This window comes from Paenibacillus sp. FSL R7-269, assembly GCF_000517865.1.
GTDB lineage: Bacteria > Bacillota > Bacilli > Paenibacillales > Paenibacillaceae > Paenibacillus_AQ.
In genome coordinates, this window is the sequence record NZ_ASPS01000148.1 from 45,362 (window position 1) to 58,800 (window position 13,439).

Sequence of the window (13,439 nt, forward strand, 5' to 3'; positions counted from 1 at the left end):
GTTGTATGAATCGGTTTGATCGTCAGCATGGGTAATGCCTCCTTGCTTCAGGGGGTTGTGCGGAACGGCTGCCTTCCTCTCCCCGGAATTCTCCGGGCGTAGCACCGGTATGCAGCTTGAACAGCTTCGTGAAATAGCTCTTATTCTCATACCCGAGCCGCTCGGCAACCTGTTCCACGCTTTGCGGAGATTGGTCCAGCCATTCCTTGGCCTGCTCCATTTTGATATGGGTAACGTAGTGGATGAAGCTCATTCCGGTCTCCTTCTTGAACAGGCGGCTGAAATAGCTCGAATTCAAATGCGTATATTCCGCCACCTCCTCCAGGGTGATCTTCCGGTTCAGATGGCGGTCTACATATTGCTTCACCTTCTTAATCTCCTCCCGCCGGGTCTCCTGGTACATCTCGCGGATATAAGGAAGCCGTTCGTAGAAGAAGGCCAGGGACCAGCTCTCCAACGTGCCGATATCGTCAATGTCCGCCAGGGTATCATGCAGCAGCTCCAGCGAAAAAGTAGACTGGAACTGCTGGCGCGCCATCAGCCGCATCTGATTGTCGTAGAGCAGCTTGAGCGTCCATTCCTTCACCTGGCGCGGGGCATAACGCTTCAGACGGATGTGGTCCATCCATTGGGCCAGCAGCTTCGCAAGCCTGTCCGCGGATTCCTCCAGGAAGGCTTCGCGGATCTCGTGCGCAGCTTCGGCGTAACGGGTGAACAGGTCCTCCTCTGTGAACGGCGGAAGCTCCTTCAGTCCCGTTAGCTCGCCCGGCTTCAAGTAGAAGGCATACTCCCGGCCTTGGGTTAGCAGCTCAATCAGCCCCTCGCGGAAATGCCCGCTGCCCGCAGGGATACACAGGTATTGAAAGGAAGCCCTTACCCCCGGCACGGCTTGAATGGCTGAACGCAGCCTGCCCAGCATAGAGATGTGTCCGGCCTCTGCCCCGTTCCCCATACCGCCGGTGAACACCAGTACACAATCACGGCCGCTGTAGGGCAGGCATAGGACAGCAGTATTGTCCTGATACACCGACTCAGCCGCCGATGCCGCCAAGGCCATCCGCCTAGGCTCCTCCCCCGCAGAATCCCCGCTGTCTCCGCTAATCCGGCAGAGCACAGCCACATGAGCTGTGAGCTCAGGCTTAAGGCCCAGCTCGGCAGCGTCACTCTGCCACTCGCTGCCTGGCAGCTCCCGGGCAATGATCCGTTCCAGTACCCGTTGCTTCAGCAGCCCCTTTTGATGCTCGGCCATGCTTTTCCATTTCAGCGTCTGGGCCTTCTCCTCGTCCCTGCGGCGCAGCTCCCCGCCCAGCTCCCGGAGCAGGGTGATGATCAGCTCTCGGCTCATCGTCTCCTTCAGAATATAGTCGCTCACCATCAGCTTGACCGCCTGCTGCGCATAGGTGAAGTCATCCATGCAGGACAGCACAACCACGCGCACCTCCCCGCTTCGCATCTTCAGCTCGCGGATCAGCTCCAGACCATCCATATACGGCATGCCAATGTCTGTAATCACAATATCCGGCATGTCCGCCCCGGCCTTCTCCAGAGCGACCAGACCGTTCTTGCAGGCCGAATGCAGCGTGAATCCAAGCTCGTCCCAGGGAATCATTGCCGACAGAAAATCCAATACCGGCTGATCATCATCCACCAGCATTACGCTATACATCCCTACCACGCTCCCTTTCCTCAGCCTGATCCGGAATCTGCACGGGCAGCACGAACCGGAAGGTTGTCCCCTCGCCGGGCCTGCTGTCCATCGTAATCTGGAAGGCTGAACCGTAAGTCAGATGCAGACGTTCATAGACATTGGACATTCCGATGTGGGCCAGCCTGCCAGGCGGCATCGCTTCCTTGCCCGGCGGCTTGGAGCTTAGCCCGGCGCACAGGCGGCTCAGAGTGACCTCATCCATCCCCTGACCGTTGTCTTCTATCTCAATGAACAGCCGGTGATCCTGCGTCCAGGTTCGGATCAGAATACGCCCGCCCCCTTGGCGCAGCCCATGAATATAGGCATTCTCAATGACAGGCTGAAGCAGGAAGCGGGGGATACGGACACTGAGGCTCTCGGAGGTACAATCAGTATCCAGCGCCACCTCCTCGGACTGGCGGAAATTCAGCAGCTCCACATAGCTCCTGACAATATACAGCTCATCATGCAGCGTAGTGTATTCATCCCGCTGTTGAATCGTCATACGCAGCAGCCGGGAGAGCGAGAAGAGCAGTTCCGCATTCTCCTCATCTCCCCGCATCATAATGCGCAAGCGGATCGAGTTCAGGATATTGAACAGGAAGTGGGGATTAATCTGCGATTGCAGCATCGCCAGCTCCGCCTTGCGCTTCTGTGCCTGCTCTTCCTTGATCTGAAGTACCATCCCTTCTACCCGGTCCAGCATATGATCGAAGGATTTGCCCAGCCGCCCGATCTCATCATAGCCCCGGACTCCCGAACGGAGGCCGAGCTCCCCCCGGTCCACCCGCGCCGCCACCTGATCGAGCCGGATAACCGGCTTCGTGAACTGCCTGACCAGCAGCACCAGGATCAGCAGGAAAAAAGCGCCCGACACCACCTGCACCGCCGTACTCCAGCGGTGGGTCGCGCTGATCCGGCTGACCGCCTCACGGTAAGGCGACAGGCTGACAATCCGGTAATTGCCGTAAGGGATCTCCAGACTGCTGAGCAGATACTGCTCCCCCCGGTAATCGATGAAGCTGGAAGCGGCGGCGGGCTTCACGGCATCCATAAGTGAGAACGGCCGGCCCAGCAGGGACTTGTCCCGGGCGGCAATCACCGTTCCGTCCGGCGCAATCAGCAGGGTCTGCTGTCCCTTCCCGCTATCACTCAAGATCTGGCTGATCCGGCTCTCGGCGATACTGATGATTACCGTAGCGTAGGTTGAACTGGAGGACAGCTTGAGATTGCGGGCAATCGTAAGCACCTGCGGGCTGCCGGCTGCTGCGGTCGGGATATAGTTATCAATTACGCCTGCCCAGTACAGCTCGAAGGCAGGCTGCTTGCGGGCGGTATCCATCCAGGGCTGCTGGAGCAGTGCCCCGACATCGAGCTTGGCGTAGGAATAATTGGAGTAGTATTGCCCGTCCGAGGTGAGGACGGTCACGAACGTTTTTTCCATCATGGAGGTCACGCTGACCAGCTTGTCGGTCACCTCTTTGAAATCCAGGATATGCCTGGCTGTATCAGGCTGGTGCAGCTTGCTGCGCTGCCAGTTTTCTTTGAGAATAAGTGTGATGCCGGGATCGAACTGGATATAATTCGCCACCAGCACCATATTGCTGAAGAGGTTCGAGATGTACAGGCTCTCCTGCTCCAGCGAACGGCGTTCATTCTGAATCACCTGGGAACGGAGGATATGCTCTGTGTAGGAATTGGAAATATACAGGGTAATAGAGGCGGGAAGCAGCAGACAGAGCAGGGAAGCGACGAGCAGCTTATTGCGAAAACCGAGTCTCCATCCTCTTAGCAGCAATGGCCATCCCCCTTCACAATCAGACTATCGTGTCTATGCTTCTATCATATCAGCTTTCCGCCTCAAGCAGCTGATTTCACCGCAGGATTTCAGGTAAAATCCGGCCGTTTAGCCCTGCCAATTTTTACTTATTGGCATCCACAATCTTCTGCAGCTCCGCCTGCGCTTTGCTGATCGTAGTCTCCAGATCCTGCTGCTTCAGGATGAACAGCTCGGTCTCTTTGGTAAAGGCCGTTTCCAGCTCGCCCTGGTAGGTCGGCGGCACACTTAAGGGAGCAGGCTTCGCATTCTTGATCACATAGGCCAGTGAGGTTTCGTCAATGTTGTCCGGGCTCATGGCCTTGGTTTTGACGCCTGCAATGAACTGGTCCACATCCTGCTTCTTCCAGGCGGAGTATACATTCTGCATCTGCTCGCCCTCCGTGGAGTACCAGCGGATGAAATCATACGCTTCCTGCTGATGCTTCGACTTTTCCAGAATTCCAACGTAGTTGCCGTTAGCAATACTGACCCCGCTCGGTTCTCCTGCACTGTTCGAAGGCATCGGCGCGAACGCGGTGGTGAACGTAGCCGGGAACTCCTCCGACCCGCCGGCTTCACCGATCATCCAATTGCCGGTCACGATCATCGCGGCATGTCCGGTGAAGAATTCTGAGCGGTATGCGAGCTTCTGGGAGATCGTATCGGCATACGGTACGGCCACTCCGGATTCCTCAGCCTTATTGCGCAGCTCCAGAGACTTGCGGATGCCCGCGCTGTCAATATTTACGATACCGTTATTGACCAGATTATTGTCCTTCTCCTGGTTGATGATTCCGAGCTCCCAGTACATGGCCCAGGTATGGAAATAGGTGCCGAAGGTCTTGGAGGGGCCAGTGCCGCTGGTCAGTTTGGCTGCATAATCGAGATAGTCGTCCCAGCTCCATTCCGTCGGAACGGCTAACCCTGCCGCATCCAGCTTGTCCTTGTTCAAGAGGACGAAATAATTCTCAAGCGTATCCGGGAGTGCATACACCTTGCCGTCCACGGATGGATCAATCGTGTATTCATCAGCCAGCGTGATCCCTTCCTTGGTGATCAGGTCATTCAGCGGAGCCAGCAGGCCAAGTCCGGCACGCTGTGAATAGTCGGTGGCTCCGGGCATGAACACCACATCCAGGTTCTCGCCGGAAGCCACGAGCAGATCCAGCTTTTTCATGCCAGCCACAGAGTCCCCGTTGTCGGCAAGCTCGACATATTCCAGGGTGACGCCCGGATGTGAATCCTCATAGGCCTTCAGCACAGGCTCCATATCCGCCGCAGGGGACCAGTTGGCCACCTTAATCGTTACCGGTTCTGTGGAAGGTGCGGCACTTTCCCCTGCCTCCGGTGCAGCCGTACTGCCAGCAGCGGGAGCTGCGCCATTGGTGTTGTTTGAATTGCCGCAGCCCGCCAGGGCTACCAGAAGCACGACGATCCATACCAGAGCGAACACATTCTTTTTCATCAATAACACCCCTTCTAATGTGGTTTACACCCGGTTATGCAGTTTCCGGGAATCTGCCCGCCCTCACCCCTTCACCCCCCCTAAGGAAATACCTTCGATAACCTGCTTCTGCCCAAGGATGAACACAATCAGCAGCGGGACAATAGCCGAGACCGAAGCCGCCATAATCAGCGAATAGAAGGCGCCGTTGCGGTCGGCGAAGGCGTTCATCCCAAGCTGTAGCGTGTAGAGCGTCTTACTGTTCAGGAAGACCAGCGGCGTCTGAAAATCATTCCAGGTCCAGATAAACCGCAGAATCGCATACGTGGCAATCGCGGGCCGGACCAGCGGGAACAGAATGAAGGTGAAGATGCGCAGATGGCCCGCACCGTCAATCTGTGCCGATTCGATATATTCGTTCGAGAGCGAAGCGAAGAACTGGCGGAGCAGGAAGGTGCCCAGCACGCTGAACCCGCCCAGCAGGATCAGGCCCAGATGCGTATCGTACAGGCCCGTGGAACGGAAGATGATGAACAGCGGCACCAGTGTGGCTTCCGCAGGAATCATATAGGTTGCCAGCACCAGTACGAACAGTGCATTTCTGCCGGGGAAGCGGATTTTGGTGAAGCCGTAGGCGGCCATGCTGGACACTCCCACAGACAGGAGCGTGGTGAGCGCCGTGACCTTGATTGAGTTCCAGTAATAGAGCGTGAAGTTGGCTTTGCCGAACCAGACGGAATGATAGTTGAAGGACGCCCGCAGGGTCTGCGGAATCCATTCAATCGGATACTTGAAGACATCGGCCTCCGGCTTAAGCGAAGCAGACAGCATCCATATAAAAGGAAGCAAAAACACGATCCCCAGCAGCGCCATGATCAGGGTGATGATGGCTTTTCCCCAATCCAGATTGCCTATTCTCACAGGTGTGCGCCTCCCTTCTCTAGTAATTGACCCAATAGCGCTGCCCCAGCCACTGCAAGCCGGTAATGGCCAGCACGATGACGAACAGAATCATAACCATGGATGAAGCATACCCGGTCTGAAGATCGACGAAAGCCGTCTGGTACATGTCATATACGACAACAGAGGTGGAATGGGCCGGTCCGCCGTCCGTCAGCACCTTGACCAGAGCGAAGGATTTGAAATTGCCGATAATCCCGGTCACCAGCAGGAAGAAGGTGGTCGGCGTCAGCAGCGGAAAAGTAATTGAGCGGAACTGGGCCAGCTTCGAGGCGCCGTCAATCGTCGCCGCTTCATACAGATCGGCAGGAATATTCTTGATTCCGGCGATATAGATAATCAGCGAGACCCCAAGATCGATCCAGATCATCAGCAGCATGACCGAAGGAAGCGCGTAGGTCGGATCGGCCAGCCATTTGGGCGGATGGTCCACGCCGAGCGCTGACAGGAAGCCGTTAACCGGACCGTACGAAGGATGGAAGAGCACCTGCCACACGACCGCTACCGCGACGACACTGGAAATCTGAGGCATGAAGTAGATGACTTTAAAAGCACCCGGCGCGTACACATGACTGGTGATAATCACCGCCAGAATCAGCGCGATCCCCATTCCGGCCGGTACGGCAAGCAGCATTATGAAGTTATTGCCCAGCGACTTCAGAAACACCTCATCCTGCATCAGCTGGCGGAAGTTATCAAAGCCATTGAAACGTATCTTGTCGAACCCGGTGACAAATGACCATTTGGTGAAGCTGAGCACGAAGGAGAATATCATAGGAATTAGCGTAAATACGAGCACACCCAGCAGCATGGGACCGGTGAACAGGTAACCCATCCCGGCTTCCAGCCGTTTTCTTTTTCTGCTGCCGGCGGTAGGTTTCTCACGGGACTGCGGTAAAGTAACTGACGTCTTCAATGGCTCTGTCCCCCCTCTTGCGTGATCTTATCTCTCATTATAGAAAGGTAAGGCAATAGGCATAAGCCACGATCCTGACCCGTTCGGAAAAATTTTTACCTGACCCTGCATCAATCAGTCAAAAACGGTCCGGAATTGCGCAAAATAGTTGATTTACTGAGGTAGTCCGGTTTGTTATCTTCTAGGCAAGCACCAGCTTAGGCTTACAAAACTTAAAGTGTATGCTTTCGAAGCCAGTTTGGCGAAGAGACCCAGGGGGCTTATGCTTACAAATCTTTTAGGAGGGATAGTGATGAACGTGAAGTCAGATATTATGTCCGCTTATATGGATACTATTGTCGAACTGCTGAATGAGATACGGAGTGAGCCGCGGGACAAGCTGCTGGAGGTGGCGGAGCTGCTCGCCGGGCATATTGCGGAGGACAGGCTGATCTATCTCTACGGACCCGGGGGACACTCCAATATGAATGCTACCGAGGTCTTCTTCCGTGCCGGCGGACTGATGCATATCAGCGCTATTTTAGATGAAGGCACGATGATCTCGAATGGTGCCCTGCGCTCCATGGCGGTTGAACGCACTCCCGGCTATGGCACATTGGTGATCGAAGACAACCGGCTCGGACAAGGAGACATTCTGATCATCGCCAATGCTTACGGGATCAACACAGTCTGTGTCGATGCCGCTCTGGAAGCACGCCGCCGGGGCGTGATCACTATTGCGGTGACCTCCGTGGGCCATGCCGAGGCTACGCCAGCGAATCATATCGCCCGCCACCCCTCGGGACAGAATCTCTACGCACTCTGCGATTATGTTCTGGACAGTAAGGTCAAGCCCGGTGACGCTGCGCTTCACATTGACGGCACCCAGCCGAAGATGGGCTCCACCTCTACCTTCGCTAACGCTTTTCTGCTGAATTCCCTGATGATGACCACTGCCGCCTGCCTCGGGGCAAAAGGGATCGAGGTGCCGGTCTGGCGCAGCGGCAACGCCCCGGGCGGGGACGAGTGGAATAACCGCTTCATTGAGCGCTTCAAAGGCCGGGTACGCTGGCTATGAGCCTGCAGCTGATTCCAGCCCCTCAGGTGGTGCAGAGCCGTGGACCGGAGCCGGTCACCGGGCTTCACGGCTGGGCGGTGCAGTTATGGAGCCCCGGGGAGGATGTCCGGCTAGTGGTGGCGGCTGAACGGATATTCGCCGGGGTAACAGTACATGCTGCTCAGGGCGGCAGCGGTGTATTCGCCCTGGTCACGGAGGGTACCCCGCTCAACCCGCTGCTGGCCCGGCGGGTCGAGGGCAGACATGACAGCTACGTGCTGATTACCGATAAGGACCGGATCGAGCTGTATGCGCTTAGCGCCTCCGGCCTCTTCTATGGGCTGAAGACACTGGAACAGCTGCTGGGGAGCGGCGGCGGTACCGTACCTGCGGTGACGGTTGCCGACTGGGCCGAGCTGCGGCTGCGCAGCGATTATCTGGATCTGCGTACCGTCTATCCGACCTATGAGCATCTGCTGGAGTATATCGCAGAGCTGGCCGATTATAAGATCAATACGCTGATTATCGAATATGAGGACAAGCTGCCCTTCCGTAAGCTGGCCTTCCTGCGCCATCCTGAGCTTGCCTTCACGGAGGAAGAACACCGGCGACTGCTCAGGACGGCACACGACCACTTCATTACCGTCATTCCGAAGCAGCAGTCCTTCGGGCATCTGGAATACATTCTGAAGCATCCGGCCTATATCGGTCTGCGCGAGGTCCCGGAGACCGTGTCGGAGCTGTGCCCGCACCGCAACGGCTCCTTCGGGATGATGGCCGGGATTCTGGAAGAGGTGGCAGCTCTTCATCCGCACAGCCGCTATCTTCACCTCGGCTGTGACGAGGTCTGGACCCTTGGCACATGCGAGGACTGCAAGCGCTCCGGGCTTACCCCGGAGGCTTCGTTCATCCGCTTCGTCAATCAATTGGCGGAGAAGACGCTCAGCCTCGGCAAACAGCCGATGATCTGGCATGATATGATCATGCAGGCTACAGCAGAGGAGATTGCGGCGCTTGACAAGCGTGTGATCGTGGTCGTCTGGATCTATGGCGGGCACCGGATGAAGGCGGATGCCCGTCAGATTCTCCACAAGCTGCGGGATGCGGGCATCCAGACCCTGGGCGCTTCCTCTGTCCGCTGCTGGGACGATAACGGCGATCAGAATTATCCGGTCATCCATAACCGGATCAAGAATGTGCAGGACTGGATTCAGCTCGCCCGCACCGAGCAGCTGGAGGGCATTATTCATACGAACTGGGGTTGCCCGTTCTCGTTAGGCAGCCCCTACGGATTGTTCGAGACCTCGCGTTATCCGGCTTTCTTCGCTGCCGAGCAGAGCTGGAATGCCGGAGCGGAGACCGGGACCTTCCTGACACGGTTCCTGCACCAGTTCCACGGCTTGCCTGCGGACCTGCTGAGCGGGGAAGACTGGGCGGAATATGCGGTCACTGACTATTACTCGCTGATTCCGCAGCTTCTGCCCGAGGTCAAGAAGAACTGCTTGACCGCTGAGCTGATCGATGCCATGATCCAGTACGAGCTTCCGGCGCAGCGCCGCTCACCGCTGCATACCTTCCTTTTCCGGGGAGCGATGTCGCCGGGCAGCGAGGAAGTGATGACCTTCCTCCGGGACAAATACCGGAGCGGCTATGGCGATCTGCGGCGAGCCAAGCTAAGAATGCAGAGCGTGCTCGCAGAGCTGCTTGTGCCGCAAATGTCGGAGCTGTTCATCCGCTCTCGCTTCTACCGGCCTGAACTATTCGAGGCCAACCTGCAAGCCATGATGACCGATCTTGAGATCATAGAACAGAAAGCGGGGGAACCTTGATGCCTGATATGCTTGTGAAGCTATACGATCTGCCGGACAACGGGGCGCTGCTGGAGCGTCTGCGGGGACAAGGCATTGTTATTAAACGGGCGATGACCGGAGATAAGCAGGCCATTGTGGATTTTGTCGGCCGCCATTTCACGGAGAGCTGGCGGAATGAATGCGAGGTAGCCTTCGCCCACCTGCCCGTCCACTGCTATATCGCCGTGAAACAGGGCGAGGTCATCGGCTTCGCCTGTCACGAGGTTGTAGTGAAGAACTTCTTCGGCCCGACCGGCGTGCTGGACGATTACCGGGGGCTGGGCATCGGGAAGGCCCTGCTGCTGGAATGCCTGTCCGCCATGCACCAGAGCGGCTACGGCTACGCCGTCATTGGCTGGGTCGAGGACGCACTGGCCTTCTATGAGAAGACCGTCGGTGCGATAGCGATCCCTGACTCTTTTCCCGGGGTATTCCGTGACCTGATCAAACTGGGCTGAATCTGGCCCTGATACAGCAATACAGCGGCACCCCGGGGCTTGACCGTCCCAGGTGCCGCTGTTTTTGTTGAGGATGTACACCTCCATCAATATATAGTCGGCACCATCCCTCCATCCATACGGATGGGAGAACCTCTAAAGGCTGCCGCATAAGGACTGCATACAAAGGCAGCCAGCCTGCCGATTTCCACCGGCTTGATGAAACGCTGTAATTCAGATTGCGGCAGATTAGCCGCCATGAATTTCTGTTCTTTTTCTGCAAAAGTTAAATTTTCGTCAGGATACATACCCTCAATGATATGGTGAACCTTTTCTGAGAGTGTAGGCCCGGGCATGATGGTATTCACTGTAACTTCCGTTCCTGCTGTCACTTTAGATATACTTTTGGACAAGGACAGCAGCATGGATTTGGTCATCGCATATTGAGGCATTTGTCCTGAGGGCATGACCGCCTCTTCGCTGGCAATGAAGATCACACGGCCATAATTCCTGCTCAACATTCCAGGTAAATATAATTTCGTTAATCCGTTTGCAGCAAGCACATTCGTCCGGAAATATTTCTCCCAGATGTCATCGTCCACTTCCTCATACTGCATCAATTCATAAATGCCCATACTGTTTATCAGAATATCAACGCTGGGGAAATGGGCGAATAAGGCTTGTCTTTGCTCAGAATCGGCAACATCGGCTGTGGCATTCTGAGGAGAGGTGGCCGGGTAATTCAGCTTCAATTCACGGACAGTCTGCTCCACCTCTTCCCTATTCCGTCCATTGACCAGTACGTTGACACCTTCCTTGGCAAGCTCTATCGCAATAGCTTTTCCTATACCCTTCGTTGATCCTGTAACTAGCGCTGTTGTATTGTGTAATCCCATCTCCATAATGCACTTCTCCTTATTCATTCCTTGTTGTGTTGCGGATAGTGATTATATTATCTCGTTGGGATCGTTCAGTAACTAGCACCTTGCGCCAAGCTTCTTGCCGGACACGCCAAAAGTTACAGCTCAACACATGCGGCATTCAGGTGTTCAACTATTCAGATGTTCCGCACGCCACTGTGAAGGCGTAACCCCTTCCCAATGGCGGAAGGCACGGAAGAAAGAGTTCTGATCCTCATACCCGGTCAGATACGCCACCTCTTTAAGATCAAGCGAAGGATTTGCCAAGAACTTCTGTGCCTGCTCATGTCTGACTTGTGTCAATAGCTGCTTGAAGGTCGTCTTCTCGTCAGTCAGACGGCGCTGTAAGGTCCGCCCGCTCATCGCAAGCTCCTTCGCAACCGTCTGGAGGTCGGGGCATCCGCCTGCGAGACAGTATGCAATAATCACCTTGACCTTCCCGGATACAGAGAAGCTGCCAAGCTGTTCATTGAGTGAGCGGTCCAGTGCGGGAGCAAGGATCTCCAGCAGTTCTTCGTTATACGAAACAAAGGGAAGGTCCAGATGGCTTTGCAGCAGCGTCAACCGGTTATACTTGCCGCCTGTTTGAATCGCGCAGCCGAAATAAGCTTCGAGCACTTGTTCATCGCCCATGGAGTGGACAAATTCGGCTGCCTGCGCCTTCAAGGGCTGACCCGTCCCCTTTCTTCCCAGCTCCAAGAGAAAAGCCAGCGTAATTCCCGCCAGCACCTGCGGGCCGGGCAGCCCTGTATCTCCCCACTCCAGTTCAATGATGCACTGCCCGTTCTCTTCCGCCATCCGCAGGCTTTCGGGCGGACACATCTGTTTGTACTTGACCATGCGGTGCAAGGCATCGCGATAGTCGCGGGCGTGATAAGTCGCTAATACGGCGGGCGGATACTGCGCGGTGTCAAAGGCGGCCGCAAGTCTGGTGATGCCTGATGCAAGATCTCCGGCGAGCTCGGAATACGCCTGCCAGATGGCGAAATATTGGGCAGTGGTAACTGTGGCTTCTGTTGTTATGGTTACAGGGAGCTGTGCCATGCGGGCTACGTCGGTTGCAGCAATCCCCAGGCGGCTTATCCCTGTCCAGAATCCCGGAGGCATTTTAACGCGTTCAGAGGGACGGGACTTCATAGGTGGGCCTCCTTTAGCCAGTTGCATATTACAGTGTTATGGTTGTCTTAAGGCCATATAAGAATACTCTTGTGCCTGTGATCATGTCTATCTTAATGAACGGCAAGGGTAGAACACTTCCTAATTTCACACATATTTCTTATTTGGTTGTACCCTACAGGGATTACAATGGATTCAGATCATCGCTGTACGGTGTCCATCATAATTAGTAGGAGGATCAATCATGCCCAATATCTGGATGCATATTGAATTCGGTCAGCAGCTGGCCGTAGAATTCAGCAGCCGTTTTCCGTGTCTCCAGCTGCTGGAACAACAGCAGAAGCTCTACAATCTTGGCTGTCAGGGTCCGGATTTCCTGCTGTATCACAGCTTTCTCCCCTGGAGCAAGGATGCGGGGGCGCTGCATCTCGGGGATCTGATGCATTCGCGCAGCTGTGGGCCTGTACTTATAGACTTCTGGGAGTCTGCGCGAAACCTCAGCGGAGCTGAGGGGGATCAGGCACAGCTCTACTTCCTCGGCTTCCTCACCCATCATCTGCTGGACCGCAATCTCCATCCCTATATTAACTGGAAAGCGGGCTATCAATACCGCGACCATCAGCGGTTTGAGATTGATCTGGACACCTTGTTCATGGACCGGCGGCGGAACCTCAACACATGGCAGAACCCGGCTTGGTCTCTGATTGACGCCGGCTCCCGCCTGCCCGGTCCGGTTCACCGCATCCTTCACACTACTGCCCTTAAGCATTACCCGGAAGCGATGGCCCGGTTGCCTGAGGAGATCTGGCAGACCTCTTACCGCGATATGGTGCTGGCCCAGCGCTGCCTGTATGACCCGAAGGGCTGGAAGAAGGCTATCACCTGGGGACGGGCACGCCTGCTGTTCTCCCGTAAGCTTACCGCCCGCGAGGAGCTGCTGGATTATCTGAATGAGCGGCACTCCGAATGGCGGCATCCCGCACTCTATTCCGAGGTCCGCACAGAATCGGTGTGGGAGCTATGGGAGGCTGCTCTTGCGGAAGGCCGGACGGTGCTCGGAGCACTTGCCGATTGGCTGGAGAGCAAGGACCCCGCTGCGGCAAGGTGCAAGCTGGAGCAGTTCTCACAGGTGCTGGGCAACCGCTCCTACGATACCGGCAAGGATTGCAGCATGAATCTGCAGAACCAATACGCCGAGCCGATCTGGACAAGTCTCCCGGGCAGTTGACGGCGGGGGGGGGGGGGGAAGGATTT

The 13,439-nt window shown here is 55.9% G+C and carries 11 protein-coding genes; 4 read left to right on the top strand and 7 right to left on the bottom strand.

Annotated elements, in window-relative coordinates; genetic code table 11:
• Window positions 1–22 precede the first annotated feature (22 nt).
• The 5 genes from C162_RS33840 to C162_RS33860 all read right to left on the bottom strand — a co-directional run bounded on the left by C162_RS33840 (window position 23) and on the right by C162_RS33860 (window position 6,826).
• Complete coding sequence (locus C162_RS33840; protein WP_036702469.1) at window positions 23–1,666, bottom strand: response regulator transcription factor; 1,644 nt, start codon at window positions 1,664–1,666, stop codon at window positions 23–25.
• Complete coding sequence (locus C162_RS33845) at window positions 1,659–3,485, bottom strand: cache domain-containing sensor histidine kinase (protein ID WP_036702473.1); 1,827 nt, start codon at window positions 3,483–3,485, stop codon at window positions 1,659–1,661. The genes C162_RS33840 and C162_RS33845 overlap by 8 nt, the downstream gene beginning before the upstream one ends.
• A 124-nt stretch (window positions 3,486–3,609) precedes the next feature.
• The gene (locus C162_RS33850; RefSeq protein ID WP_036702475.1) at window positions 3,610–4,971 is read right to left on the bottom strand and encodes an ABC transporter substrate-binding protein; all 1,362 of its coding nucleotides are present in this window, start codon (window positions 4,969–4,971) and stop codon (window positions 3,610–3,612) included.
• 63 nt (window positions 4,972–5,034) lie between these two features.
• The gene (locus tag C162_RS33855) at window positions 5,035–5,823 is read right to left on the bottom strand and encodes a carbohydrate ABC transporter permease (protein WP_051494135.1); all 789 of its coding nucleotides are present in this window, start codon (window positions 5,821–5,823) and stop codon (window positions 5,035–5,037) included.
• A 67-nt stretch (window positions 5,824–5,890) separates the two neighbouring features.
• On the bottom strand, window positions 5,891–6,826 hold the full coding sequence (locus C162_RS33860) for a carbohydrate ABC transporter permease (protein WP_036702478.1): 936 nt from the start codon (window positions 6,824–6,826) through the stop codon (window positions 5,891–5,893).
• 292 nt (window positions 6,827–7,118) lie between these two features.
• Between C162_RS33860 and C162_RS33865 the strand changes: the two genes are divergently transcribed.
• The 3 genes from C162_RS33865 to C162_RS33875 are packed head-to-tail and all read left to right on the top strand — an operon-like array spanning window position 7,119 to window position 10,170.
• On the top strand, window positions 7,119–7,883 hold the full coding sequence (locus tag C162_RS33865) for a sugar isomerase domain-containing protein (protein WP_036702480.1): 765 nt from the start codon (window positions 7,119–7,121) through the stop codon (window positions 7,881–7,883).
• Window positions 7,880–9,691, top strand: coding sequence for a family 20 glycosylhydrolase (locus C162_RS33870; protein ID WP_051494134.1), 1,812 nt, complete (start codon window positions 7,880–7,882; stop codon window positions 9,689–9,691). Before C162_RS33865 ends, C162_RS33870 begins: the two co-directional genes overlap by 4 nt.
• Window positions 9,691–10,170, top strand: a complete 480-nt coding sequence (locus C162_RS33875; RefSeq protein ID WP_036702481.1) for a GNAT family N-acetyltransferase — start codon at window positions 9,691–9,693, stop codon at window positions 10,168–10,170. Before C162_RS33870 ends, C162_RS33875 begins: the two co-directional genes overlap by 1 nt.
• Window positions 10,171–10,256: 86 nt before the next feature.
• Here C162_RS33875 and C162_RS33880 read toward each other — a convergent pair whose 3' ends face one another.
• Window positions 10,257–11,051 carry an SDR family NAD(P)-dependent oxidoreductase gene (locus C162_RS33880; RefSeq protein WP_036702483.1) on the bottom strand — a complete coding sequence of 265 codons (795 nt, stop codon included), beginning with the start codon at window positions 11,049–11,051 and terminating at the stop codon, window positions 10,257–10,259.
• Between the two features lie 147 nt (window positions 11,052–11,198).
• The gene (locus C162_RS33885; protein ID WP_036702485.1) at window positions 11,199–12,206 is read right to left on the bottom strand and encodes an AraC family transcriptional regulator; all 1,008 of its coding nucleotides are present in this window, start codon (window positions 12,204–12,206) and stop codon (window positions 11,199–11,201) included.
• Between the two features lie 223 nt (window positions 12,207–12,429).
• Here C162_RS33885 and C162_RS33890 point away from each other — a divergent pair, with 223 nt between their 5' ends.
• A complete protein-coding gene (locus C162_RS33890) occupies window positions 12,430–13,413 on the top strand; it encodes a zinc dependent phospholipase C family protein (RefSeq protein ID WP_036702487.1) in 984 nt (327 codons plus the stop codon).
• Window positions 13,414–13,439: the final 26 nt, after the last annotated feature.